Source organism: Desertihabitans aurantiacus (assembly GCF_003344635.1).
GTDB classification, from domain to species: Bacteria; Actinomycetota; Actinomycetes; order Propionibacteriales; family Propionibacteriaceae; genus Desertihabitans; species Desertihabitans aurantiacus.
Genome location: NZ_QPKK01000019.1, coordinates 1 through 23,454, shown reverse-complemented (window position 1 = coordinate 23,454; position 23,454 = coordinate 1). Strand labels below are relative to the sequence as shown.

The following is a 23,454-nucleotide window of genomic DNA, read 5'->3' as shown; positions in this document are numbered from 1 at the left end:
CCGGGCAGCGGCGCCGCCACACCACCGTGCTGCACCCCACCCGGCGCGGGGACCGGCGCGCCGGGCCGGTGACGGTGCGGGTGCTGGGGCCGCTCGGCTTCGCCGGCCGGCAGGCCGACCACGAGGCGCCCTGGACGGTGCGGGTGCTGCCACCGTTCAGCAGCCGTCGGCACCTGCCGAGCCGGCTGTCGCGGCTGCGCGAGCTGGACGGGCGGACCAGCCTGCTGCAGCGCGGGCAGGGCACCGAGTTCGACAGCCTGCGCGAGTACGTGCCCGGTGACGACGTCCGCTCCATCGACTGGCGCGGCACCGCGCGCTCGGCCACCGTGGTGGTGCGCACCTGGCGGCCCGAGCGGGACCGGCACGTGCTGGTCGTCCTCGACTCCGGTCGCACCTCGGCCGCGCGGGTCGGCGACCAGCCGCGGCTCGACCACGCGATGGACGCCGCGCTGCTGCTGGCCGCGCTGGCCAGCCGTGCCGGGGACCGGGTGGACCTGCTGGCCGCCGACCGGCGGGTGCGCGCCGACGTCCGCCGGGTCGGCACGGGTGAGCTGCTCTCGGCGATGGTGCAGGCGATGGCCGACGTCGAGCCGGTGCTGACCGAGACCGCGCACCGCTCCCTGGTCGGCGAGATCGGTGCCCGGGTCGGGCAGCGCTCCCTGGTGGTGCTGCTGACCGCCCTGGACGAGGCGACGGTCGGCGAGGGGCTGCTGCCGGCGCTCGCCCCGCTGCTGCGCCGGCACCGGCTGGTGGTGGCCTCGGTCTCCGACCCGCGCACCGAGGAGCTGCTGGCCGCCCGCGACAGCCCCGCCGACGCCTACGCCGCCGCGGCCGCCCAGGGCGAGCTGGACCGTCGCGAACGCACCGCCGCCCGGCTGCGACGCGCTGGGATCAGCGTGGTCTCCGCCCCGCCGGACCGCTTCGCCCCCGAGGTCGCCGACCACTACCTCGCCCTGCGCCGCACCGGCCAGGTCTGAGCCCACACACCCCTTCGCGCACCGGCACACACGGCTGCAGCATGGGTGCCGTCCCGCCAAGGTGTGTGAGGGGCCGCCGGACGCGCGCCGCCCCGGACCTTCACACACCTTCGCGCACCGGCACACCGGCTGCAGCGTGGGTGGCGTCCCGCGAACGTGTGTGAGGGCCGCCGGGCGCGCCCGGAGCGGGGGTGGCGATCAGTTGAGCTCGGGGTCCTCGGTCCAGCTGCTGAGGAAGGCCAGGCGGTTGGGCTGGCGGCGCAGCACCCGGCGCCACAGGGTGGTCGGGTCGGGGCCGAAGACGTCGTCGTAGCGCGACGGGACGACGTACCAGTGCCGGTCGGCGAGCTCGGACTCCAGCTGCCCGGGGCTCCACCCGGCGTAGCCGGCGAAGATCCGCATGTCGTCGTAGGCGCCGGTGACGATCTCCAGCGGGGTGTCCAGGTGCAGCAGCCCGATGGTGCCGAACAGCGGCCGGAACCCCGGCGGCTCCTCGGAGCGGTTGGCCAGCGCGGCGACGCAGATCGCCCCGTTCGGGGAGACCGGGCCGCCGCGGAAGAGCACCTGGGGCTCGCTGACCCGCTCCACCCAGTCCGGCAGCACCGCGCTCAGCGGCAGGTCGGCCAGCTGGTTGAGCACCACCCCGAGGGCGCCGTCGCCGTCGGCGTCCAGGATGAGCACCACCGTCCGTTCGAAGACGGGGTCGCCGGGCCCGATGGCGGCGACCAGCAGGTCACCGGGTCGCGGGTCGCGGGCGCTCACCGCAGCGTCCTCACAGGACGGCGTCGCCGGACACCTCCGGCAGCTCGGCAGCACCGCCGGCGGCCTCGCGCACCGCGGCGGCGACGTGGTCGTGCACGTCGGGGTGGAAGACGCTGGGCATGATGTAGCTGGCGTTGAGCTGGTCGTCGGCCACCACCCCGGCCAGGGCGCGGGCGGCCGCGATCAGCAGCGACATCGAGATGTTGTGGCTGCGGGCGTCCAGCAGACCCCGGAAGACACCGGGGAAGGCCAGCACGTTGTTGATCTGGTTGGGGAAGTCCGAGCGCCCGGTGGCCACCACCTCGGCGTGCAGGGACGCCTCGGCCGGGTCGATCTCGGGGGTCGGGTTGGCCAGCGCGAACACCACCGAGCGGTCGGCCATGGTCTCCACGTCGTCGGCGTCGATGACCCCGGGCGCGGAGACGCCGACGAACACGTCGGCCCCGGCCAGCGCCTGCTTGAGGGTGCCGGTGAAGCCCTCGGCGTTGGTGTGCTCGGCGATCCAGCGCAGGTTGTCGTTCAGCCCGCCGCGGTCGCGGTGGACCACGCCGTTGATGTCGGCGACCACCACGTGCCGGGCGCCGGCGGCCAGCAGCACCTTGAGGATCGCGGTGCCGGCCGCCCCGGCGCCGGACATGACGATCCGGACGTCGCCGAGCTCCTTCTGCACCACCCGCAGCGCGTTGTAGAGCGCGGCCAGCACCACGATCGCGGTGCCGTGCTGGTCGTCGTGGAAGACGGGGATGTCGAGGGCCTCGCGCAGCCGGGCCTCGATCTCGAAGCAGCGCGGGGCGGAGATGTCCTCGAGGTTGATCCCGGCGAACCCGGGCGCCACCGCCTTGACCACGCTGACGATCTCGTCGGGGTCGGTGGTGTCCAGGCACAGCGGCCAGGCGTCGATGTCGGCGAACCGCTTGAACAGCACCGCCTTGCCCTCCATCACCGGCATGGCGGCCTTGGGGCCGATGTCGCCCAGACCGAGCACGGCCGTCCCGTCGGTGATGACGGCGACCGAGTTGCGCTTGATGGTGAGCCGGCGGGCGTCCTCGGGGTTCTCCGCGATGGCCATGCAGACCCGGGCCACCCCGGGGGTGTAGATCATCGACAGGTCGTCACGGGTGCGGATCTGGTGCCGCGGCGCGGTCTCCAGCTTGCCGCCCAGGTGCATGAGAAAGGTGCGGTCGGAGACCCGGCTGACGGTGACGCCCTCGATCTGGCCGAGGGCCTCCACCACCTCCGCCGAGTGCTCGGTGGAGCTGGCGCCGATGGTGACGTCGATCTGGACCTGGGCCTGCCCGGAGTCCGAGACGTCGAGGGCCGTCACCGCGCCACCGGCGGCCTCCACCGTGCGGGTGAGCTGGCTGACGGCCTGCCCGCCGGCGGGGGCGAGGATGCGGACGGTGATGGAGTAGGCCACCGAGAGGGCCCGGGTACGCGGTGAGGTCACGTCGGCCATGCTCTCACGCGTCCCCGCCGGTGGCGGGCACGCCGGTCGTCGTGTGCCCGGTCACACGTTGTGCCGCAGGAAGGCCGGTTCGCGCAGCCCGAGGACGGCCTCCACCATCCGCACCGCGTCGACGGTGGCGACCACGTCGTGGGCGCGCACCACCCGTCCGCCGGCGAGCACGCAGGCCACCGTGGCGGCCAGCGTGCCGGGCAGGCGTCCGGGCTTCTCCCGGTCCAGCGTCTCGCCGATGAAGTCCTTGTTCGACACCGCGACCAGCGTCGGCAGTCCGAGGGTGGTGAACCGGGCGAACCCGGCCACCAGGGCGAGCGTGTGCCGGGTGTTCTTGTTGAGGTCCGGTCCGGGGTCGACGACCAGCTGGTCCAGGCCCACCCCGGCGGCCACCGCGGTGGTCACCCGCTGCTCGAGGTGGGCCAGCACCTCGGCGACGACGTCGTCGTAGCGGGGTGGGCGGGACAGGTGCCGGCCCGGTTCGGCCAGGGAGTGGGTGAGCACCAGCTGGGCCCCGCTGGCCGCGGCCACCTCGGCCATCCGCGGGTCGTGCAGCCCGGAGGTGTCGTTGATCACCGCGGCCCCGGCGGCCACCACCGCCTCGGCCACCTCGGCGCGCGTGGTGTCGACCGAGACCCCGACGTCGCTGCGCGCGGTGACCGCCTCCACCAGCGGCAGCACCCGGTCCAGCTCCTCGGCCGGGCCGACCGGCTCGGCGTCGGGGGAGAACGGCACCCCGCCGATGTCGACCAGGTCCGCGCCCTGCTCGGCGGCGCGCAGGCAGGCCTCGGTGGCGGCGTCCAGGGAGAAGGTGCGGCCGCGGTCGAAGAAGGAGTCGCGGGTGCGGTTGACGATCGCCATCACCGCGACCCGGGCGCCGAGGTCGACCTCGCGACGGCCGAACCGGCGCCGCGGTGTGTGCAGCACCGGGTGGCGGGGGTCGGGGACGTCGCTGGGCACGGCGTCATCCCACCACACCGGCCGCACCCCCTTGCCGCGGCGGGTCGCGGCTGCCACGGTTCTCGGGTGAGCGAGGACCTCGTGCTGCGTCCGCTGCCGCGGCTGGTGCTGGGGCTGACCGGCGCGGTGGCGGTGGTCGCCCTGGTGGTGCAGCTGGTCCTCGTCCTGGCGGGACAGGCGGCGCTGCTGCCCGACGGCACCCCGCCGCCGACCTGGCTGGCCCTGGTCCGGCTGGTCAGCTACTTCACCATCCAGTCCAACGTCCTGGTGGCGGTCGGCTGCCTGTGGCTCGCCGCCCTCCGCGCCGACCCGGACCCCCGGGCGGTCCGCCTGCTGCGCTGGATCCGGCTCGCCTCGCTGATGGGCATCAGCGTCACCGGGGTGGTGCACTGGTTCCTGCTGCGGCCGCTGCTCGACCTCGAGGGCTGGCGCGCCGTGACCGACACCCTGCTCCACATCGTGGTGCCGGTGCTCGCGGTGCTGGGCTGGCTGCTGGTCGGCCCCCGTGGTCAGGCGTCGGTCGGGATGGCCGGCGCCGTGCTGGTCTGGCCGGTGCTGTGGACGCTCTGCACCCTCCTCGTCGGCCTCGGCACGGGCTGGTACCCGTACCCCTTCCTCGACGTGCAGCGCAACGGCACCGGCGCGGTGGCGCTGGCCTGCCTCGGCATCGCCGTCGCCTTCCTGGTCGTCCTCGCGCTGGTCCTGCTGGGAGACCGGCGGCTGCCGGCACCGCTCGCGGACGTCAGGCCCGCAGCGCGATCCGTCGCACCCCCGCCAGCGGGACGTCGGGGGTGACGGAGCGGCCGGCGACCGGGTCGACCACGACGAGGCGGCCCTCGGCCACGAGCAGCAGCCGGTTGTCCGGCGTCCAGACGGCCGAACCGGCCGGATCGGCGAACCCCAGCTCGGCCTCCAGCGCGGCGACCTCCCGGTTCGTCGCGAGGTCGACCACCCGGTAGCCGCCGCGGGCGAAGCTGCCGGGCTCGACCAACCAGCGGCCGTCGGGGGAGGTGGAGGCGGACCCCGGGTAGCGACCGGCGTCGTCGGGACGGGCCGGGCCGAGCACCCGGTCGGTGCCGGTCCGCCGGTCGTGGACGATCCGCTGGCAGCGCAGTCGGTCGTCGCAGTCGACGGTGAGCAGCACCCGGGGACCGGCCGCCAGCACCCGGCCGCGGGTCACCCGCCGCGGCGGCTGTTCGGCGTCGAGCAGCCAGACCCCGCCCACCCCCGAGAGCAGCAGCCCGCCGGCGCCGTCGCCGGTGCTCGCGCCCCACCCCAGCAGACCGGGGAGCCGGTCGGTCGGGGTGACCGGCTCGCCGGCGAGGCTCCACCGGCCGACCGTGATCTCTCCCCCGCCCGCCCCGCTGACCTGCCACACCGTCCCCGTCGGACCGGGCACCAGCTGGGCGCCACGCATCGTCTCCTCGAACCGCACCCGGCGCGCCGGCTCACCGTCGCGGACCAGGTCGCTCGTCCCGGACTCGGCGGCGTGGATGAGCACCTCCCGCTCCCCCACCGCGACCACCGCCGAGCGCCCGGGCGCGCCGGCGATCCGGGTCGCGGTGCGGGTGAGGTCACCGGTGGCGAGCTGGATCCGGAACAGGTCGGTGGCGGTCTGGGCGAACAGCTCCCAGCCCGGGTCCGCGTCGGCCAGCAGCGGACGGCCGAGGCTGTCCGGAACCGGCGGGGCGTCCTCGCCGGACGGCCGGCGCGGGGTCGGTGACGAGGGCGGGCCCTCGGTGGAGGTCGGCTGTGGGCTGGGTGCCGGCGCGCTCTGCTCCTCCGGACGGGCCAGTGCCACCGCCACCGCCAGGGCCACCGCGACCACCACGGCGGTGCCGGCCAGCAGCAGCCGCCGACCGGCCGGGCCCGGCGGGTCGGGGTCGAGGTGGTCGACCCGGTCGTCGCCGTCCTCGTCGACGCTCATGCCCCAGTATCTCCAGGCCGCCCGTGGAGGCGGTGGTGCGGGGTCAGTCGCCGGGGACGTGGGAGCGCAGCAGCGCCAGGAACTCCTCGGCCCACGCCACCTGCTGGGCCAACCGGTCGCGCCGGCGCTCGGTCTCGGCCACCAGGTCGCTCAGCCGGGCCCGCTCCTCAGTCCCGGCCCGGCCGTCGGACAGGGCGTCGATGACGCGCAGCAACGCCGCCATCTCCTCCAGGCTGTAGCCCAGCGGCTTCATCCGGCGGATCAGCAGCAGCCGGTCCAGGTCGTCCTCGGTGTAGAGCCGGAACCCGCCGTCGGTGCGGCCGGACGGCTTGAGCAGGTCCACCTCGTCGTAGTGGCGGATGGTGCGCAACGAGAGCCCGGTGCGTTCGGCGAGCTCACCGATGTGCATGGTCCGGGCAGCACGACCTTCGGGTTTCCGGCCGTCGGACGCCTGTCGCATGCAACCCTCACGTGGTGGTAGATTTCCTGCCCGCGGAGCGGGTGGCCGGTGCCGTCCGGCAGGCCGACACCGTAGCGCCCGCACCCGACCCTCCGGCGGCAGCGTCGCCGTCCCCCGTCCCGAAACGCCGCTGGGAGACCGCATGTCCGCCGACACCGTCCCGCCGCCTGCGCCGAGCGCGCGGACCAGCACCAACCCGACCGTGCTGACCGCGCTGCGCACGCCGCGGGTGCTGCTGCGGGAGGTGCTCGCGGGGCTGGTGGTGGCGCTCGCGCTGATCCCCGAGGCCATCTCCTTCTCGATCATCGCCGGCGTGGACCCGCGGGTGGGGCTGTTCTCCTCCTTCGTGATGGCGGTGACCATCGCCTTCGTCGGCGGACGCCCGGCCATGATCAGCGCCGCCACCGGTGCGGTCGCGCTGGTGATCGCCCCGATGATGCGCGACCACGGCTTCGACTACTTCATCGCCACCGTGCTGCTCGCCGGGGTCCTGCAGATCGTCCTCGGCCTGCTCGGGGTGGCGAGGCTGATGCGCTTCATCCCGCGCAGCGTGATGGTCGGCTTCGTCAACGCGCTGGCGATCCTCATCTTCCTCGCGCAGCTGCCCCACCTCGACCCCCGGTCGGTGCCCTGGCTGGTCTACCCGATGGTGGGGGTCGGGATTGCGATCATCGTGCTCTTCCCCCGCCTCACCAAGGTGGTGCCGGCACCGCTGGTGGCGATCGTGCTGCTCACCGTGGTGACCCTGGTGGCCGGGCTCTCGCTGCCCGACGTCGGCGACCAGGGCGCCCTGCCCGACAGCCTTCCCGCCTTCTTCCTGCCGCAGGTGCCGCTGACGCTGGACACCTTGCAGATCATCGGCCCGACCGCGCTGGCGATGGCGATGGTCGGGCTGCTGGAGTCGCTGATGACGGCCAAGCTGGTCGACGACATCACCGACTCCGGCTCGGACAAGACCCGGGAGTCGTGGGGGCAGGGCGTGGCCAACATCGCCTCGGGCCTGCTCGGCGGGATGGGCGGCTGCGCGATGATCGGCCAGACCATGATCAACGTGAAGGTCTCCGGGGCCCGCACGCGGATCTCCACCTTCCAGGCCGGGGCCTTCCTGCTGGTGCTGGTGGTGGTGCTGGGCGACGTGGTGGCGCTGATGCCGATGGCGGCGCTGGTCGCGGTGATGGTGATGGTCTCGGTGGCGACCTTCGACTGGCACAGCGTCCGCCCCTCCACCCTGCGCCGGATGCCGCTGGGCGAGACCGCGGTGATGGTGGTGACGGTGGCCGTCGTGGTGGCCACCCACAACCTGGCCATCGGGGTCGGCGTCGGGGTGCTGACCGCGATGGTGGTCTTCGCCCGGCGGGTGGCCCACTTCGCCACCGTGACGCGGACGCTGCGCGAGGGCGAGGACGGGCCGGTGGCGCACTACCACGTCGACGGCGAGCTGTTCTTCGCCTCCAGCAACGACCTCACCACCCAGTTCGACTACGTCGCCGACCCGGCCCGGGTGGTCGTCGACATGCGCGACAGCCACATCTGGGACGCCTCCACGGTGGCCGCGCTGGACGCCGTCGTCACCAAGTACGAGCGCCACGACAAGCAGGTGCAGATCGTCGGGCTGAACGAGGCCAGCGCCGCCCGCCACGGCCGGCTCAGCGGCACCCTCGGCGGCGAGGGCTGAGCCGACCGGCGTCAGTCAGGCATGTCCGTCTCGTCCGAGTCCAGCCCCGGACGCGGCTCCTGCCACTGCCCGCGGGTGAAGTCCGGCACCTCGACCGGCGCCCCGTCGGCCTCCAGCGAGGCGACGCTGAGCGGCACCGGGGAGCACCAGGCGGCGGCGTCGTAGACGTCGATGTCGGGGACCAGCCCGGCCCGCATCTGCTGCACCACCCGCCACTGGAGCAGGTAGTCCATCCCGCCGTGACCGCCGTTGGCCGCCTCGTCGCCCAGCTTCTTCCACAGCCAGTGGTCGTACTCGGCGCGCACCTCGGCGAAGCCGCGCCAGGCGTGCCCGTCGTGGTGCGGCTCGAGGTAGACCCGCGCACCGGTCTCGTCGGTGCCGGCGTAGTCCTCGAGGATGCCGCGGGAGCCGGCCAGGGTGTTGATCCGGCTGTAGGGCCGCGGTGAGCTGACGTCGTGCTCGGCGCGGATGACGCGGCCCTGCTCGGTGCCGATGAGGCAGGTGACGAGGTCGCCGTTGACGTAGGTCTCGTCCCAGGAGCGGTGGTCGCGTGGCACGAACCGCTCGCGGTAGTCGGCCAGCCCCCTCGCCGGGGTGTCGGTGGCCTGCAGGGTGACCATCCGGTCGCCGCGGTTGATGTCCATCGCGGCCGCGATCGGGGCGAGCCCGTGCATCGGGTAGAAGCTGGCCCGGCTGCGGGTGTGCCAGAGCCGGCGCCAGTCGTCGGTGTAGTAGCCGTCGGCGAAGAGCAGCTCGCGCAGGTCGTGCAGGTAGCCGCCGTGACCGTTCGTGATGTCGCCGAACACGCCGTCGTGGGCCATCCGCAGCATCGCCAGCTCGTTGCGGCCGTAGCTGCAGTTCTCCATCAGCCACAGGTGGCGCCGCGTCTTCTCCGAGGTGTCGACGAGGTCCCACAGCTCGTCGAGCTCGGTGGCCACCGGCAGCTCCACACCGACGTGGGCGCCGGTGCGCAGCGCGGCCACGCCCTGCTCGTGGTGGAACTCCCACGGGGTCGCGATGTAGACGAGGTCGAGCTCCTCACGCACGAGCATCAGCTGGTAACCGGTGCGGCCGCGGCTGTACTCGGTGGGACGGGGCTTCCCCTTCGCGGCCACCTGGTCGGCGGCGCGGCGGGTGCGGTCGGCGCGGACGTCGCAGACCGCGACGACCTGGGCGCCGGGGACGTCCACCCAGGCCGGCAGCATCCCCATGCCACGGTTGCCCAGACCGATCAGACCGATCCGGACGACGTCGCGCGGCTCGAACGGGACGCCGATCATGCTCTGCTGGCCGCGCGGACGCGGCGGGGACGGCTGCGGAACCACCTCGGCGGCGGCGGGCAGGGCGGTCGTGACGGTGCCGGTGGCGGCGGCGGTGCCGGCCAGGGCTCCACCCAGGACCAGGCGACGGGACAGCGGGGGCAGGTCGGGCACGGGGGTGGCCTCTCGTCGGTGAGCGGGCGTTCCGACGACCCTCGCCGCTGCGGCGTGCGCTGTCAATGGTCTGGACCGGACCCGGACGCACCGCACCTCCGGGCTAGCGACCCGGGGGTGCAGGAGGAGTCGAGGCGGGGCTCAGTCCTGCGGCTCGCCCTCGCCTTCCGGGTCGGGGTCGCTGGTGCCGTAGCCGCCGGAGCCGGAGTACCCGGGCTGGCCGGGGTCGAGGTCGTCCTCGTTCACCTGCAGCCCGGGGCTGGCGCTCGGCAGGCCGCCCTCGCCGCCCCAGCTGCCGTCGGGGTCGGGCAGGCCCATCTCGGTGCCGCCGGCCTCGGTGGTCAGGTCCCCGGTGTCGTCGGGCTCGTCGGTGCTGCCGGGAGTGCTCATCGACGGCCCTCAGACCCGGTCGTCGGGCGCGGGGGCCGCGGTGTCGTCCTGCGGAACCGCTCCGCCGGTGTCACCGGCCGGCATCCCGCTGCCGGACACCTCGGCGCCGGGCTCGGCGGAGGAGGGAGCCGGCATCTGCTCGCCCCAGGTGGCGTCGCCGGGACCGACCGTCCCGCCCGCGGGCGCGGCGGCCCCGTCGACGTGGTCGTCACCCCAGCGTCCGTTGTCGGTGCTGGTGCTGGCCACCTCCTGCTCGGTGGTGGTGTCGGGGCCGGTCTCGTCCCCCTCGCCGGTGACGGCGTCCTTGATCTTGTCGAAGATGCCCATCTCGTGCTCCTTCCGATCGCGGTTGTCCCCTCCCCCGTACCCCGCTGGAGCCCCCCGACGCACGCCCCACCCGGCGCGCACGGCCGGCACCCGCGGGGGAGGAGGCGGGTGTCCGGCGGCACGGGGGGAGGACGCGCTGGAGCACATCAATGGGACGAGTGGTTCGCCACGTCCGACGAGAACGACCTGGCGATGCTCTACCAGGAGGAGAAGGCCAGCGGGGAGGACAGCACCTTCTTCACGCTGGTCGAGCGCTGAGCAGACGCGACGAGGCCGCGCCCACCTTCGACGGCGGGCGCGGCCTCGCGCACTCACGGGGTGGAGGTGGCGGGAATCGAACCCGCGTCCTCGGAAAGTGAACCAGGGCTTCTCCGGGCGCAGCTGGCTAGTCGTTTTCTCGGCCCCCACGCTCGCACCAGCACGTCGTGGACAGGCCCAGCCCTAGTGAAGTCCCCGTCGCGCCCTAGGACCTAGCGCGACGAGCAAGTCTCCTAGATGAGGCCAGGGTCCGGGTCGGAGACGGCACCCGGTCTGACCCTTCGGTCACTGCTCAGGCAGCGAGAGCGAAGTCAGTGCGCTTAGAGTCGGCACTTGTTGGTTTCCAAGGAGCATCAACGAGTTGACCTTGGATCCTCGGCCCGCTTCCCCTGGGACTACTGTCCCAAGTCGAAACCGATCACCCCCTGTGAAGTTGTCCGCCCACCATACGCGCTCCGCACCATGCCTCGCACGCACCCTCGGGCTTCGGGGGGTCAACCGCGGAGCACCGCGCGGTATTCCCCTGCCCGATCACTTCTCCCGCAGCACCTGCAGCCTGGCGACCTTGGTGGCCGGGTTCTGCCAGTCGTCACCCTGGGCGGCCTTCGCGCCGCCGACGATGGTGCCGAGGAACCACACCACGGTGACGATGGTCGGCAGCACGCCCTCGAACGGGTCGGGCAGCGGCCCGGCGAGCACGCCGGAGACGATCAGCGAGATCAGGCTGAGCAGCTGGAAGTTGAAGGCCTTGGCCGACTCCTTGCGCGGGTAGCTGCCCTCGGGCGAGAGCAGGAACACCAGGCCGGGGCCGAAGAAGCTGCTGAACATGCCGGAGAAGTGCCCCAGCGCCGCCGCGCCCTTGCCCACCTGCGTCCCGGCGCGGGCGACCACCGCGTTGGTCGGCTGGTAGGCCGGGTGCACCCCGAGCGCCCGGGAGGTGCGCGGCACCTCCACCAGCCCGTAGAAGGCGAGGTTGAGGTCGCGGCGGGTGACGGCGGAGATCACCTGGCCGATCCGGCGGTCGAACTCGTGCTCGGTGATCCGCCCGTCGGCGTAGGCGTCGGCCAACCAGGCCTCGGCGCGGTCGCGCTGCTCCTCGGTCACCGCCTCGTTGAGGCTGGGGTGCTCGTGCATGGTGTTCATGCTCCCACTGTGCGTCGCGGCTCCTGGCCGCTCCATCGGGCGTGACCCTGGACGCACCCTGCCCCGGGCCGGGGGCCCGCGGCCCGGGGTAGGGTCGCGGCCATGACGAACAGCACGCCCGAGAAGCCCGAGGTCGACTTCCCCGAGGGCCCGGCCCCGACCGAGCTCCAGATCACCGACCTCACCGTCGGCGAGGGCCCGGAGGCGACGCCCGGCAGCACGGTGAGCGTGCACTACGTCGGCGTGGCCCACAGCAGTGGCGAGGAGTTCGACGCCTCCTACAACCGCGGCGCCCCGCTGGACTTCCGGCTCGGCTCCGGCATGGTCATCAAGGGCTGGGACGACGGCGTGGCCGGCATGCGGGTGGGCGGACGCCGCCAGCTGGTGATCCCCCCGCACCTGGCCTACGGCGAGCGCGGCGCCGGTGGCGTGATCGGCCCGGGCGAGACCCTCATCTTCGTCTGCGACCTGGTCGCGGTGCGCTGAGCCGGCTCAGCGGGTGCGGACGCCCTTGTTGCGCGCGGTGATCTTGTTGCGCGCGGCGAGGGCCTTCTCCGCCTCCCGCTTGGAGTCGCGCTCGGCGATGGCCTGACGCTTGTCGTACTCCTTCTTACCGGTCGCGACGGCGATCTCGACCTTGGCGTAGCCGTCGCTGAAGTACAGCGACAGCGGCACCACGGTCGCGCCGGAGCGGCTGAGCGAGCGCTCGATCTTCTCGATCTCGCGCCGGTGCAGCAGCAGCTTGCGGGTGCGGCGCGCGGTGTGGTTGGTCCAGGTGCCGTGGCTGTACTCGGGCACGTGGGCGTTGCGCAGCCACGCCTCCCCGTCGTCGACGGTCACGAAGGCGTCGGTCAGGTTCGCCCGACCCGCCCGCAGTGACTTCACCTCGGTGCCGGCCAGCACCACACCGGCCTCGTAGGTGTCGCCGATGTGGTAGTCGAAGCGGGCCTTCTTGTTCTGGGCCACCATCACGCGGCCCTTCTCCTTCGGCATCGTCCGTCCTCTCCTGCTCGGCGTGACGGGTGCATCACCGCCGACGCCGGACGCACGAGCCTACCGCGGCCGCCCGCACGGCGGTGAGGACCGCCGACCCGGTCCGGTGGCCGCCGGCGCGACCCATGCGTGGACGGCATGGGCGGCGCCGGATCGCGGCTTTGTCCGGCACCCGGGTGGCCCCGCAGGATCGTCCGGGTGACCACCCCTGCCCCGTCCTCCCCTCCGCTGCGCGCCGTGCTCTGGGCCGTCGTCCCGGCCGTCCTGGCGGCGACCGTCGCCTGCACGCCTCCCCCGGCCCCGCCGCCCGCCCCACCCGCGACGGCGACGACCCCGGCGCCCGCACCCGCATCACCGCCGGTCGACGCCGGCGTCGCGTTCGCCGAGCTCGAGGCACGCTGGGACGCCCGGCTCGGCGTCTTCGCCGTCGACACCGGCTCCGGACGTGTCGTCGAGCACCGCGCCGACGAGCGGTTCGCCTACGCCTCCACCCACAAGGCGCTCTCGGCCGCAGCCGTGCTCGAGCAGACCACCGATGAGGAGCTCGACCGGCTGGTCCGCTTCGACGCCGACGACCTGGTCGAGTACTCCCCCGTCACCGAGGAGCGGCTCGCCGAGGGGATGAGCCTGCGCGAGCTGGCCGACGCCGCGGTCCGCTACAGCGACAACACCGCGGGCAACCTGCTGCTCGACGAGCTCGGTGGCCCGGCCGGCTTCGACGCCGCCCTGGAGGAGGTCGGCGACCTGGTCACCCAGGTGGACCGGCTGGAGCCCGAGCTCAACACGGCCGTGCCGGGCGACCCGCGTGACACCAGCACCCCCCGCGCGCTGGCCACCAGCCTGCGGGCCTACGCCGTCGAGGAGGCGCTGCCGGCGGGCGACCGGGAGGTGCTCAACGACTGGCTGCAGCGCAACACCACCGGGGACGCGCTCGTCCGGGCCGGGGTCCCGGGCGGCTGGTTGGTCGGGGACAAGACCGGGACGGCCGGCTACGGCACCCGCAACGACATCGCGGTGGTGCACCCGCCGGGGCGCGCGCCGCTCGTGCTGGCGGTCCTGTCGAGCCGGGACGAGGTGGACGCCGAGCACGACGACGCCCTGGTCGCCGAGGCCACCCGGGTCGTGGTGGACGCACTCGGCTGAGCCCGGCTTGACCCGGTGGTCGGCACACGGTCCTGACTCGCGACCGAGGTAGGAGTCCGACCGGTGACCCTCCACGAGATCACCCTGCAGGTCGTCCCCGTCCTGGTGATCGCGCTCTTCCTGGACACCCGCACCACGTCGCGGGCCACCGCGGGTCCGCCGCGACGGGCCCGCGCCCAGCACCGGGTCTACCTGGCGCTGTCGGTGAGCGCGGTCTGCTCTCGCTGCGCGTCGTGGCCGGCATCATCGGCCAGGGACAACTCACCGAGGCGGTCGTGATCAGCGCCCTGACGGGCTGCATCGTCCTCATGGCGGTGCAGGCCTGACAACGCTTCGACCACACCCCCACCGGCGGGGACGACCGACAGCGGGCGGGACCGGGAGCCAGCCGGGCTCGGGACGAGGTCGACGCCCTCGGCTGGGCCCTGCTGCTAGCGGGTCGGCTCCTCAGCCAGCGCCAGCCCGCGCTCGGAGAGGGCCTCCTCGAGCAGCCGCACCGCCCGCGGGCCGACACCGTGCAGGGCGAGCAGGTCGCGCCTCGACCACCGTGCCACCTGCTCCAGGCTGGTGACGCCCTCCTCCAGCAGGGCGCTGGTGGCGGGACGTCCCACCCGGGGCAGGTCACCGACCTGCTCCGGGACGTCCCGGGTGCTCACCTCAGAACCAGCTCATCGGGTTGATCATGGTGCCGTCCTTCCACGTCATCAGGTGCAGGTGGCACCCGGTGGAGTAGCCGGTCGACCCGACGTAGCCGATCACCTGGCCCTTGCTGACCCGGTCCCCCACCCCGACCGTGTACTTGGTGGCGTGGTTGAACGCGGTGGTGATGTAGCTGCCGCGGACCTTGCCGTGGTCGATCAGCAGGCGGTTGCCGTAGCCGGCGTTGAAGTAGCGCTCGCTCACCCGGCCGTCGTAGGGGGCCTTGATCGGCGTCCCGCAGCCGGCGCCGAAGTCGGTACCGTCGTGCAGCTTCCAGTAGCCCAGCACCGGGTGCAGCCGCATCCCGTACTTGGAGGTGATCGGGCCCGACACCGGCATGCTGAAGCTGGTGTCCTTGTTCGCCGACTTCTTCGGCGCGGACTTCTTCGGGGCCGACTTCTTCGACGGGGAGGACTTCTTCGAGGACGACTTCTGCTGCGACTCGGCCCGCTCGCGGGCGGCCCGCTCCTCGGCCTCGCGCGCCTCACGGGCCTCCCGCGCCCGGCGCTCCTCCTCGGCCTTCTTCTCCGCCGCGATCCGCTCCGCGATGCGCTGCTCGACCGACTGGCGCTCGCTCACCAGCTCGTCGTAGCGGCGCTGGTCGGCGGCCACCTCCTCCTCGGCCGCCTGCCGGGCGGAGTCGGAGGCGGCGACCAGATCGGCCACCTCCGCGCGCTGGGTCTCGGCCTGCGCCTCGAGGTTCTGCTTGACGACCAGGTTCGCCGCCGCCTGCTCGCGGTCGGCGGCCACCTGCTCCTCGATCTCGGTGCGGCGCTGCTCGGCGGCCTCCAGCTTCTGCTGCAGGGTGCGCAGCCGGTCCATGCCGGCCTCGGCGGTGTCGAACATCGTGGTGGACCACTGCATCTTGGTCTGCAGGTCGGACTGGCTCTCGGTCTGCAGCAGCATCGCCACCCCGATCAGGTTGGTGCGCTGCTGGTACTCCTCGCGCACCACCTCACCGACCGTGGCCTTCTGCTCGTCCAGCGCCAGCTGGTTGTCGGCCACCGCGACCTTGGCCTTCTCCAGCTCCTGCTGGGCCAGGTCGAGCTTCTCCTGCATCTCCGCGTCCAGCTGCTCAGCGGCCGCGAGCTCCACCTGGGTCTGGGCCAGCCGGTCCTCGGCGGCGCTGAGGTCGGCCTCGGCGGCCTGCAGGGCGGCGACCGCGTCGTTCAGGCCCTCGGTGGACTCGTTGAGCTGGTGCTGGGTCTGGGCCTCCTGCTGCTGCAGCTCGTCGCGGCGGTCGGTGAGCTCGTCGGCCTGCGCCGTGGACAGGCACAGCGACAGCCCGACCGCACCGGCGGCGACCGACAGCAGCACCCGCCGGAGCGTGGTGCGCAGGGTCTGGGAGGTGGTGTGTCCGGGAACGCCGGGAATGGCGTGAGGAAGATCCCGTGTCACGATCAGTGATCCCCAATCCTTCGTCGACGGTACCGCCGAGAGAATTCGCTCATACTCGTAGATACCGCCGGGTGGCGATGATCGTCGGCACTATAGACAGCACGATCCCGACGATCGCAACCCCCACCATGGCGAAAATGCCTTCTGGCCACCCGATCCAGGCTCCAGCCTGGAGTGAGACTTGAGGGTTTGCGGTGAGGAACAGGATCATCGCGACGATGGCCCCGCAGGCCAGCGCGATCCCCAGCAGACCGGCGATCAAGGACTCCAGCAGGAACGGCGCCATGATGTAGAGGTTCCCGGCGCCGACCAGCCGCATGATGCCGATCTCGCGCCGTCGGGCCACCGCCGCCATCCGGATGGTGTTGCCGATCTGCAGCGCGGCGGCCAGCAGCAGCAGGCCGCCGGTGGCCATCGCGGCGATCTGCAGGGCCTGCAGCACCCCGATCAGCGGTTGCAGGTACTCGCGCATGTCCTGCACCGCCTGCACCCCGGGCAGCCCGGCCACCGCGCTGACCACCCCCTCGAACTGGGCGGGGTCGACCAGCTTCACCCGGAACGACTCCTGCATCTGGTCGACGGTCAGAGAATCTTGGACAGGACTTCCGTCGAATGCCTCCTGGAATTCGGCGTAGGCCTGTTCCTTGGTCTCGAACTCGACCGCGGCGACCTCGGAATTCGATTCCAGCGTCTGGCGCACCTGCTCGCGTTCGGCGTCGGTGATATCAGCACCGGGGGTGCAGTTGTCACCGGCGGTCGCCTGGGTGCAGAGGAACACCGAGATCTCGACCCGGTCGTACCAGCGGCCCTTGAGCAGGTCGGCCTGCTGGTAGACGAGCAGACCGGCTCCGAAGAGGGTGAGCGAGACGAAGGTGGTGACGACGACGGCCACCACCATCGTGACGTGGCGGCGGAGACCGGACCAGGTCTCGGAGAAGATGTGGCGCATGGGTCAGCAGTCCTGGTCGAGTGGGCGGACGGGGGAACGGCGGTCGGGGGTGCTCACTGGTAGCCGTACACCCCCTTCACCTGGTCGCGGACGACGACGCCGTCGGCCAGCTGGACGACCCGCTTGCGCATCTGGTCGACGATCGAGGAGTCGTGGGTGGCCATCACCACGGTGGCGCCGGTGCGGTTGATCCGGTCCAGCAGCTTCATGATCCCGACGCTGGTGGCCGGGTCGAGGTTGCCGGTGGGCTCGTCGGCGATGAGGATCCGGGGCCGGTTGACGAAGGCGCGGGCGATCGCCACCCGCTGCTGCTCACCGCCCGACAGCTCCTCGGGCAGCCGGTCGCCCTTGCCCTCGAGCCCGACCAGCTCCAGCGTCTCGGGCACCAGCTGACGGATGTCCTTGCGCGAGCGCCCGATCACCTGCAGCGCGAAGGCGACGTTCTCGTGCACGGTCTTGCCCGGCAGCAGGCGGAAGTCCTGGAACACCGTGCCGATCTGGCGGCGCAGGCCCGGGATCTTCCAGTTGTGCAGCCGGTTCACCTCGCGTCCGGCCACGAAGATCCGGCCGCGGGTGGGCCGGTACTCGCGCAGCACCAGCCGCAGGAAGGTCGACTTGCCCGAGCCGGACTGGCCGACGAGGAAGACGAACTCGCCCTTCTCGATCTCGAGGTCGACGTTCTTCAGCGCGGCGCGGCGCTGACCGTCGTAGGTCTTGCTGACATCGTCGAATCGGATCACGGTGAGGGTCGGACCGGGGGTAGGCGCAGGGAAGACCGAGGAGGGTCTGAGAGCCCTGCCCGGTGGTGACCGGTCCACCGGGAGTCTAGGTCGCGCTGCTCCCGTGGTCGCACATTCGACCGGGCTCGGCGGGTTGAGAGGCTCTCAGCGCGCTCTCAACTCCCCCGCCGCCGGGCCTCAGGCGTCGGCCAGCTCCGCGCTCCGGCGCCAGCGGATGCCGCTGTCGAGGAAGGCGTCGATCTCGCCGTCGAAGATGCCGTCGGGGTTGCTCTCCTCGTGCTCGGTGCGCAGGTCCTTGACCATCTGGTACGGGTGCAGCACGTAGGAGCGCATCTGGGAGCCCCAGCTGTTGCCGCCGTCCCCGCGCAGCGCGTTGAGCTCGGCCTCGCGCTCCTGGCGGGCCCGCTCGAGCAGCCGGGACTGCAGCACCCGCAGCGCCGCCGCCTTGTTCTGCAGCTGGGACTTCTCGTTCTGGCAGGACACCACGATGCCGCTGGGCAGGTGGGTGATCCGCACCGCGGAGTCGGTGGTGTTGACGCTCTGCCCACCGGGGCCGGAGGAGCGGAAGACGTCGATCCGCAGCTCGTTCTCGGGGATGTCGATGTGGTCGGCCTCCTCCGTGACCGGCAGCACCTCGACCCCGGCGAAGGAGGTCTGGCGGCGTCCCTGGTTGTCGAAGGGCGAGATCCGCACCAGCCGGTGGGTGCCCTGCTCCACCGAGAGGGTGCCGTAGGCGAAGGGGGTCTTGACCGCGAAGGTGGCCGACTTGATCCCCGCCTCCTCGGCGTAGGAGACGTCGTAGACCTCGGTGCCGTAGCCGTGGCGCTCGGCCCAGCGCAGGTACATCCGCAGCAGCATCGAGGCGAAGTCGGCGGCGTCCACCCCACCGGCCTCGGCGCGGATGGTCACCACCGCCTCGCGCTCGTCGTACTCCCCCGACAGCAGCGTGCGCACCTCGAGCGCGTCGATGGAGCGCCGCAGCGACGCCAGCTCGGTCTCGGCTTCGGCCAGGCTGGCGGCGTCACCCTCCTCCTGGGCCAGCTCCACCAGGACGCCGAGGTCGTCCAGCCGGCTGCGCAGCGAGGTCAGCCGCTCCTGCTCGGCCTGCAGCGCCGACAGCCGCGCGGTGACCCGCTGCGCGTTCTCCTGGTCGTTCCAGAGGTCGGGCGCGGAGACCTGCTGCTCGAGCTCGGCGATCTCCTGCTTCTTGCGGGCGGGGTCGAGCACGGTCTCGATCGAGGTCAGGGCCCGGTCGAGCTCGGAGATGGCGGCAGGGAAATCAGCAGGCACGAGGTCACATGCTACGCCTCCGGGCCGGTGGACGCCGCTGGTCGCCGGTTCGTCTGGGCCTAGGATCAGGGGCTCTGTGACGACCAGCGGCGCCACCGGCGCGGCTGACCGCCGAAGGGAGCCCCTGTGAGCAGCACCTCCGCCACCGCCCCGTCGCACCCGGTGCCGGCCGGCGCCGAGGAGGCGGTGCTGGCGGTCGACATCGGCGGCACCAAGGTGGCTGCGGCCGTGGTCGGCGGCGACGGCACGGTGCTCGCCGAGGACGTCGTCCCCACCCTCACCGACCCCGACCCCGAGGCGCTCTACGTGCCCATCCACGCCATGCTCGGCGGCCTGCTCGAGCAGGCCGCGGACGCCGTCGGCCCGCACGTGCGGGTCGGCATCGGCTCGGCCGGCCCGGTGCACGGGCCCGAGGGCCTGATCAGCCCGGTCAACGTGCCGGCCTGGCGGCGCTGGCCGGTGCGCGACCGGGTGCTGCGGACGGTCGTCGGGGCGCTGGGCCGTCCGGCCACCGCGGTGCTGGTGGGCGACGGGCACTGCATCGCGATGGGCGAGCACTGGCTCGGCGCCGGCCGCGACGTCGACTCGATGGTGGGGATGGTCATCTCGACCGGGGTCGGCGGCGGTGCGGTGATCGACAACGTGCTCTTCGCCGGCGCCTCGGGCAACGCCGTCCACATCGGCCACACCAGCGTCAACTTCCTCGGCCCGCGCTGCGTCTGCGGCTGCCACGGCTGCGTGGAGTTCTACGCCCGCGGGCCGGGCATGGTCAACGCCGCCCGGGCCGGCGGCTGGGAGGGTCCGGACGCCCGCGCCCTCACCCTCGACGCGGCGGCCGGTGACCCGGTGGCGGTCGAGGCCATCGAGCAGGGCATGCGGGCGCTGGCCGCCGGGGTGGCCGAGCTGGCGACCAACCTCGACGTCACCACCTTCGTCATCGGCGGCGGGGTGTCGAAGGCCGGCGAGGTCGTCTTCGAGCCGCTGCGCCGCCACCTGCGCGACTTCGCCACCCTGCACTACGTGCGCGACCTGCGGGTGCTGCCGGCCGAGCTGGAGAATGCCGGCCTGCTCGGGGCCGCGGCCGTCGCGCTCGCGCTGTCGGGCCACGGACCGCTGCGTGAGGCGCCCGCCTGGGGCAGCCTGGCACCGCAGCCGGCCTGACCGCGCTCCGGCGTCCGCGCCGTTAGGATCTGCGATGACCCGCAGGGTCGCGGGCGCATAGCTCAGCTGGTCAGAGCAACTGCCTTACAAGCAGTAGGCCGGGGGTTCGAGTCCCTCTGCGCCCACCGTCGGAGCCGGCATCTACCGTGAGCGGGTGCCCGATGCCGACCACCGCCGCAGCGCCCTGCTCGTCTGCCTCGTCGCCGGCGCGATGACGCTGCTCGACGTCAGCATCGTCAACGTCGCACTCCCCTCCATCCGCACCGGGCTGGGGGCCGGGGAGAGCACGGTGCAGTGGGTGGTGGCCGGGTACTCGCTGGCCTTCGGCATCCTGCTGGTGCCGGCCGGCCGGCTCGGCGACGCCCGCAGCCGGCGCGCGGTGTTCATGACCGGGGTGGCCCTCTTCACCATCGCCAGCGCGCTCTGCGGCGCCGCCCAAGGCCCGGGCTGGCTGGCCGCCGCCCGCGTCGCCCAGGGTCTGGGCGGCGGGATGATCGCTCCCCAGGTGTCGGGGTTCATCCAGACCCTGTTCAGCGGGGCCGAGCGCGGACGGGCCTTCGGCCTGTTCGGCGCCACCATCGGGGTGTCCACCGCCATCGGGCCGATGCTCGGCGGCGTGCTGGTCGGCCTGGGCGGGCCCGACCTCGGTTGGCGCCTGGTGTTCTTCGTCAACGTGCCCATCGGCGCGGTGCTGCTGGTGCTGGCCCACCGCTACCTGCCCGCACCCGGGCACGGACGCCGACAGTCCCTCGACCCGGTCGGGGTGCTGCTCTTCGCCGCCGCGATGTTCACCGTGCTGCTGCCGCTGGTGCAGGGCGAGCAGAGCTCGCTGACGTCGCGGCCGTGGTGGCTGCTGGCCGTGGCCGCCGTGCTGCTGGTGCTCTTCGCGCTGTGGGAGCGGCGATGGCGCCGGCGCGGGCAGGAGACGCTGGTCGACCCGACGCTGCTGCGCAACAGCTACTTCCTCTCCGGGCTGGGGCTGGGCACCCTCTACTTCGCCGGGTTCACCGCCGTCTTCGTGGTGATCACCCTCTACCTGCAGGACGGGCTGGGCTACACCCCGCTGCAGGCCGGGCTCACCCAGATGCCGTTCGCGGTCGGCTCGGCGGTCTCGGCCTGGCAGGCGGGCCGGCTGGTCAGCCGGCTCGGCCGCAAGCTCGTCGTCACCGGTCTGGTGCTGGTCGTGGCCGGCCTGCTCGCGGTCGACCTGCTCGCCCCGGTGCTCGACGCCGGTCAGGCCGGCTGGGCGTTCGCACCCTTCCTGCTGCTCGCCGGCATCGGCGGCGGGCTGGTGATCTCGCCCAACGTCACCCTCACCCTGGCCGAAGTCGACCCGGTGCGGGCCGGTGTCGGCGGCGGGCTGCTGCAGACCGCCCAGCGGGTCGGCGGCGCGGTCGGCGTCGCGGTGGTGCTGGCCGTCTTCTACGCCTACGCCGCCGCCCACCCCGACGACCTCGGCAAGGCGCTCTCGGCCAGCCTGCGCGCCACCCTCGGGCTGGTCACCGGGGCACTCGTCCTGGGCGTGGTCGACCTGCTGCGTCGGCGCCGGTCCGGGCCGCGCCCGGAGGGTGGGGCGATGGCAGACTGACCCCGTGACCGACACCCTGAAGTCCCGTATCCGCGCCGACATGACCGCGGCGATGAAGGCCCGCGAGGCGGACCGCACGCGCACCCTGCGCTCGGTGTGGACCGCCATCCAGCAGGCCGAGGTGGCCGGGACGGAGGCGGTCGAGCTGACCGAGGAGCAGACGATGGACGTCATCGTCCGCGAGGCGAAGAAGCGGGCGGAGTCGATCGAGGCCTACGAGGCGTCCGGACGCGAGGAGCTGGCCGCCCGCGAGCGGGCCGAGGCCGAGGTGCTCGCCGGCTACCTGCCCTCGGCGCTGGACGAGCAGGAGCTCTCCGGGCTGGTCGCCGAGGCGATCGCCGAGACCGGCGCGGCCGAGCAGGGGATGCGGGCCATGGGTCGGGTGATGGGGGCGCTCACCCCGCGCACCAAGGGCCGGGCCGACGGCGCCGCTGTGGCCGCAGAGGTGAAGCGCCAGCTGCAGGGCTGAGCGCCCTGCCGGGGCCCGAACCGCACCGAGGCCGAGGGGATCAACGAAGGGAGTTCACCGTCGGCTCGGCGGCCCTGACGACCTCCTTCAGCGACTACCTGCAGCTGGTGCTGGCCGACACCCCGCTCGCGGTGCCCGAGGCGCTCGCCTCGGCCGAGACCGGCGTGATCGACCTGCCGGCCGGGCTGCTGGTGCTCGGGCTCACCGCCGTCCTCGTCACCGGGGTGCGGCTGTCCAGCCGGCTCAACCAGGTGGTCACCGCGCTCAAGGTGCTGGTGGTGCTGGCCGTGGTCGTCGTCGGCGCCTTCTTCGTCCGGGTCTCCAACTGGGTGCCGTTCGTGCCGCCGGCCGAGGCGCCGTCCGCGGAGTCCGGCGGGGTCCTCACCCAGCCGCTGGTGCAATCGCTCTTCGGGCTGGAGCCGAACGTGTTCGGCGTCGGCGGCGTCTTCGCCGCGGCCGCCCTGGTCTTTCTCGCCTTCATCGGCTTCGACGTCGTCGCCACCACCGCCGAGGAGGCCCGCAACCCCCAGCGCGACCTGCCGATCGGCATCCTCGGCGCGCTGGCCATCGTCACCGTGCTCTACATGGCGGTCAGCCTCGTCATCACCGGCATGCAGAGCTTCCGCGACATCGACCCCGACGACGGCGCCCCGCTGGCCAACGCCTTCCTCGCCGTCGACCTGCCGGTGATGGCCGACCTGATCGCGATCGGCGCCTGCATCGGGCTGGTCGTGGTCTGCATGATCCTCTTCCTCGGCCAGACCCGGGTCGGTTTTCGCGATGGCCCGCGACGGCTTGCTGCCCTCCGGGCTGGCCAGGACCCACCCCCGGTTCGGGACGCCCTACCGCTTCACCTGGCCGAGCTGGTCGACATCGGCACCCTGGCCGCCTTCATCCTGGTCTCGATCGGCGTCATCGTGCTGCGCCGCACCCGTCCCGACCTGCCCCGGGCGTTCACGGTGCCGCTGGTGCCGGTGCTGCCGGTCGTGGCCGCGCTGATCTGCCTCTACCTGATGCTCAACCTCAACCTCGACACCTGGATCCGGTTCGTGGTCTGGCTCCTCATCGGGGTCGTCGTCTACTTCGCCTGGTCCCGGCGGCACAGCCGGCTCAACCAGACCAGTCCCGCCGCACCCGCCCGCCGGGCCGGCTGAGGCCGGGGGTGCCGGGCCGGCTCAGCCCAGCCGGTCCAGCGCCCGCAGCGGGGCGTCGGGGTCGCGGGCGTCCCCGTGCTCGGCGGCGTCGCGCCAGGCGAG

26 protein-coding genes, 1 tRNA gene and 1 other RNA gene are annotated in these 23,454 nt (G+C 73.1%); 12 read left to right on the top strand and 16 right to left on the bottom strand.

Annotated features, from left to right (window positions below):
* Positions 1-977: DUF58 domain-containing protein (locus DVA66_RS03500; RefSeq protein ID WP_198671442.1), on the top strand; the 977-nt coding region annotated here is incomplete at its 5' end.
* Between the two features lie 198 nt (positions 978-1,175).
* Here DVA66_RS03500 and DVA66_RS03495 read toward each other — a convergent pair.
* The 3 genes from DVA66_RS03495 to folP are packed head-to-tail and all read right to left on the bottom strand — an operon-like array spanning position 1,176 to position 4,212.
* Complete coding sequence (locus DVA66_RS03495; RefSeq protein ID WP_114558794.1) at positions 1,176-1,739, bottom strand: YqgE/AlgH family protein; 564 nt, start codon at positions 1,737-1,739, stop codon at positions 1,176-1,178.
* Between the two features lie 10 nt (positions 1,740-1,749).
* Entirely contained in the window at positions 1,750-3,186 is a 1,437-nt protein-coding gene (locus DVA66_RS03490) for an NAD-dependent malic enzyme (protein WP_232821730.1), read from the bottom strand.
* 60 nt (positions 3,187-3,246) lie between these two features.
* Complete coding sequence (gene folP, locus DVA66_RS03485; protein ID WP_198671441.1) at positions 3,247-4,212, bottom strand: dihydropteroate synthase; 966 nt, start codon at positions 4,210-4,212, stop codon at positions 3,247-3,249.
* Between the two features lie 9 nt (positions 4,213-4,221).
* Between folP and DVA66_RS03480 the strand changes: the two genes are divergently transcribed.
* Positions 4,222-4,950 (top strand): Pr6Pr family membrane protein, encoded by a 729-nt coding sequence (locus tag DVA66_RS03480; RefSeq protein ID WP_114558792.1) that lies wholly within the window; start codon positions 4,222-4,224, stop codon positions 4,948-4,950.
* On the opposite strand, the gene DVA66_RS03475 is transcribed toward DVA66_RS03480, so the two are convergent.
* On the bottom strand, positions 4,898-6,082 hold the full coding sequence (locus tag DVA66_RS03475) for a hypothetical protein (RefSeq protein WP_114558791.1): 1,185 nt from the start codon (positions 6,080-6,082) through the stop codon (positions 4,898-4,900). The two genes, DVA66_RS03480 and DVA66_RS03475, sit on opposite strands and share 53 nt — an antisense overlap.
* Before the next feature lie 43 nt (positions 6,083-6,125).
* A complete protein-coding gene (locus tag DVA66_RS03470; RefSeq protein ID WP_198671440.1) occupies positions 6,126-6,491 on the bottom strand; it encodes a MerR family transcriptional regulator in 366 nt (121 codons plus the stop codon).
* A gap of 193 nt (positions 6,492-6,684) precedes the next feature.
* On the opposite strand from DVA66_RS03470, the gene DVA66_RS03465 reads away from it, so the two are divergent.
* Positions 6,685-8,217, top strand: a complete 1,533-nt coding sequence (locus tag DVA66_RS03465; protein ID WP_114558789.1) for a SulP family inorganic anion transporter — start codon at positions 6,685-6,687, stop codon at positions 8,215-8,217.
* Positions 8,218-8,228: 11 nt separating this feature from the next.
* On the opposite strand, the gene DVA66_RS03460 is transcribed toward DVA66_RS03465, so the two are convergent.
* The 3 genes from DVA66_RS03460 to DVA66_RS03450 form a co-directional block, all read right to left on the bottom strand.
* A complete protein-coding gene (locus DVA66_RS03460; protein ID WP_114558788.1) occupies positions 8,229-9,650 on the bottom strand; it encodes a Gfo/Idh/MocA family protein in 1,422 nt (473 codons plus the stop codon).
* 141 nt (positions 9,651-9,791) lie between these two features.
* Entirely contained in the window at positions 9,792-10,040 is a 249-nt protein-coding gene (locus DVA66_RS03455) for a hypothetical protein (RefSeq protein ID WP_114558787.1), read from the bottom strand.
* Between the two features lie 9 nt (positions 10,041-10,049).
* Positions 10,050-10,367, bottom strand: a complete 318-nt coding sequence (locus DVA66_RS03450; RefSeq protein ID WP_114558786.1) for a hypothetical protein — start codon at positions 10,365-10,367, stop codon at positions 10,050-10,052.
* 108 nt (positions 10,368-10,475) lie between these two features.
* Between DVA66_RS03450 and DVA66_RS20780 the strand changes: the two genes are divergently transcribed.
* Positions 10,476-10,625, top strand: a complete 150-nt coding sequence (locus DVA66_RS20780) for a hypothetical protein (RefSeq protein WP_157973812.1) — start codon at positions 10,476-10,478, stop codon at positions 10,623-10,625.
* A 58-nt stretch (positions 10,626-10,683) separates the two neighbouring features.
* On the opposite strand, the gene ssrA is transcribed toward DVA66_RS20780, so the two are convergent.
* Both ssrA and DVA66_RS03440 read right to left on the bottom strand, forming a co-directional pair.
* Positions 10,684-11,051, bottom strand: a transfer-messenger RNA (tmRNA) gene (gene ssrA / locus DVA66_RS03445).
* A 105-nt stretch (positions 11,052-11,156) separates the two neighbouring features.
* A complete protein-coding gene (locus DVA66_RS03440) occupies positions 11,157-11,768 on the bottom strand; it encodes a DUF1707 and DUF4870 domain-containing protein (RefSeq protein ID WP_198671439.1) in 612 nt (203 codons plus the stop codon).
* Between the two features lie 102 nt (positions 11,769-11,870).
* Here DVA66_RS03440 and DVA66_RS03435 point away from each other — a divergent pair, with 102 nt between their 5' ends.
* Positions 11,871-12,254, top strand: a complete 384-nt coding sequence (locus DVA66_RS03435; RefSeq protein WP_114558784.1) for an FKBP-type peptidyl-prolyl cis-trans isomerase — start codon at positions 11,871-11,873, stop codon at positions 12,252-12,254.
* A gap of 6 nt (positions 12,255-12,260) precedes the next feature.
* On the opposite strand, the gene smpB is transcribed toward DVA66_RS03435, so the two are convergent.
* On the bottom strand, positions 12,261-12,761 hold the full coding sequence (smpB, locus tag DVA66_RS03430; RefSeq protein WP_114558783.1) for an SsrA-binding protein SmpB: 501 nt from the start codon (positions 12,759-12,761) through the stop codon (positions 12,261-12,263).
* Positions 12,762-12,959: 198 nt separating this feature from the next.
* Between smpB and bla the strand changes: the two genes are divergently transcribed.
* Both bla and DVA66_RS20775 read left to right on the top strand, forming a co-directional pair.
* Positions 12,960-13,904 (top strand): class A beta-lactamase, encoded by a 945-nt coding sequence (gene bla / locus DVA66_RS03425; RefSeq protein ID WP_198671438.1) that lies wholly within the window; start codon positions 12,960-12,962, stop codon positions 13,902-13,904.
* 63 nt (positions 13,905-13,967) lie between these two features.
* Positions 13,968-14,183, top strand: a complete 216-nt coding sequence (locus DVA66_RS20775; protein WP_157973811.1) for a hypothetical protein — start codon at positions 13,968-13,970, stop codon at positions 14,181-14,183.
* Positions 14,184-14,335: 152 nt separating this feature from the next.
* On the opposite strand, the gene DVA66_RS03420 is transcribed toward DVA66_RS20775, so the two are convergent.
* From DVA66_RS03420 to prfB, 5 genes are all read right to left on the bottom strand, one after another.
* Complete coding sequence (locus DVA66_RS03420; RefSeq protein ID WP_114558781.1) at positions 14,336-14,560, bottom strand: helix-hairpin-helix domain-containing protein; 225 nt, start codon at positions 14,558-14,560, stop codon at positions 14,336-14,338.
* A 1-nt stretch (position 14,561) separates the two neighbouring features.
* On the bottom strand, positions 14,562-15,920 hold the full coding sequence (locus tag DVA66_RS20770; protein ID WP_157973810.1) for a M23 family metallopeptidase: 1,359 nt from the start codon (positions 15,918-15,920) through the stop codon (positions 14,562-14,564).
* Positions 15,921-16,050: 130 nt separating this feature from the next.
* Complete coding sequence (ftsX, locus tag DVA66_RS03405; protein ID WP_114558780.1) at positions 16,051-16,950, bottom strand: permease-like cell division protein FtsX; 900 nt, start codon at positions 16,948-16,950, stop codon at positions 16,051-16,053.
* 53 nt (positions 16,951-17,003) lie between these two features.
* Positions 17,004-17,690: a cell division ATP-binding protein FtsE gene (ftsE, locus tag DVA66_RS03400; protein ID WP_114126758.1), complete on the bottom strand. Its 687-nt coding sequence runs from the start codon at positions 17,688-17,690 to the stop codon at positions 17,004-17,006.
* A gap of 177 nt (positions 17,691-17,867) precedes the next feature.
* On the bottom strand, positions 17,868-18,980 hold the full coding sequence (gene prfB, locus DVA66_RS03395; RefSeq protein WP_114558779.1) for a peptide chain release factor 2: 1,113 nt from the start codon (positions 18,978-18,980) through the stop codon (positions 17,868-17,870).
* A gap of 126 nt (positions 18,981-19,106) precedes the next feature.
* On the opposite strand from prfB, the gene DVA66_RS03390 reads away from it, so the two are divergent.
* The 5 genes from DVA66_RS03390 (at position 19,107) to DVA66_RS03370 (ending at position 23,352) form a co-directional block, all read left to right on the top strand.
* Entirely contained in the window at positions 19,107-20,141 is a 1,035-nt protein-coding gene (locus DVA66_RS03390; protein ID WP_232821729.1) for an ROK family protein, read from the top strand.
* 51 nt (positions 20,142-20,192) lie between these two features.
* Positions 20,193-20,266: transfer RNA gene (locus DVA66_RS03385), tRNA-Val, on the top strand.
* Positions 20,267-20,295: 29 nt separating this feature from the next.
* A complete protein-coding gene (locus DVA66_RS03380) occupies positions 20,296-21,729 on the top strand; it encodes an MFS transporter (protein WP_198671437.1) in 1,434 nt (477 codons plus the stop codon).
* A gap of 4 nt (positions 21,730-21,733) precedes the next feature.
* Entirely contained in the window at positions 21,734-22,198 is a 465-nt protein-coding gene (locus tag DVA66_RS03375; protein ID WP_232821728.1) for a GatB/YqeY domain-containing protein, read from the top strand.
* A gap of 107 nt (positions 22,199-22,305) precedes the next feature.
* Positions 22,306-23,352, top strand: a complete 1,047-nt coding sequence (locus tag DVA66_RS03370; RefSeq protein ID WP_232821727.1) for an APC family permease — start codon at positions 22,306-22,308, stop codon at positions 23,350-23,352.
* Positions 23,353-23,454: the final 102 nt, after the last annotated feature.

Bases quoted from the DNA above. Each gene is read 5' to 3' on its own strand.
- smpB (WP_114558783.1), bottom strand. From the start codon at position 12,761: ATGCCGAAGGAGAAGGGCCGCGTGATGGTGGCCCAGAACAAGAAGGCC.
- DVA66_RS03435 (WP_114558784.1), top strand. From the start codon at position 11,871: ATGACGAACAGCACGCCCGAGAAGCCCGAGGTCGACTTCCCCGAGGGC.
- DVA66_RS03465 (WP_114558789.1), top strand. From the start codon at position 6,685: ATGTCCGCCGACACCGTCCCGCCGCCTGCGCCGAGCGCGCGGACCAGC.
- DVA66_RS03475 (WP_114558791.1), bottom strand. From the start codon at position 6,082: ATGAGCGTCGACGAGGACGGCGACGACCGGGTCGACCACCTCGACCCC.
- DVA66_RS03470 (WP_198671440.1), bottom strand. From the start codon at position 6,491: ATGCACATCGGTGAGCTCGCCGAACGCACCGGGCTCTCGTTGCGCACC.
- DVA66_RS03450 (WP_114558786.1), bottom strand. From the start codon at position 10,367: ATGGGCATCTTCGACAAGATCAAGGACGCCGTCACCGGCGAGGGGGAC.
- ftsX (WP_114558780.1), bottom strand. From the start codon at position 16,950: ATGCGCCACATCTTCTCCGAGACCTGGTCCGGTCTCCGCCGCCACGTC.
- DVA66_RS03455 (WP_114558787.1), bottom strand. From the start codon at position 10,040: ATGAGCACTCCCGGCAGCACCGACGAGCCCGACGACACCGGGGACCTG.
- DVA66_RS03440 (WP_198671439.1), bottom strand. From the start codon at position 11,768: ATGAACACCATGCACGAGCACCCCAGCCTCAACGAGGCGGTGACCGAG.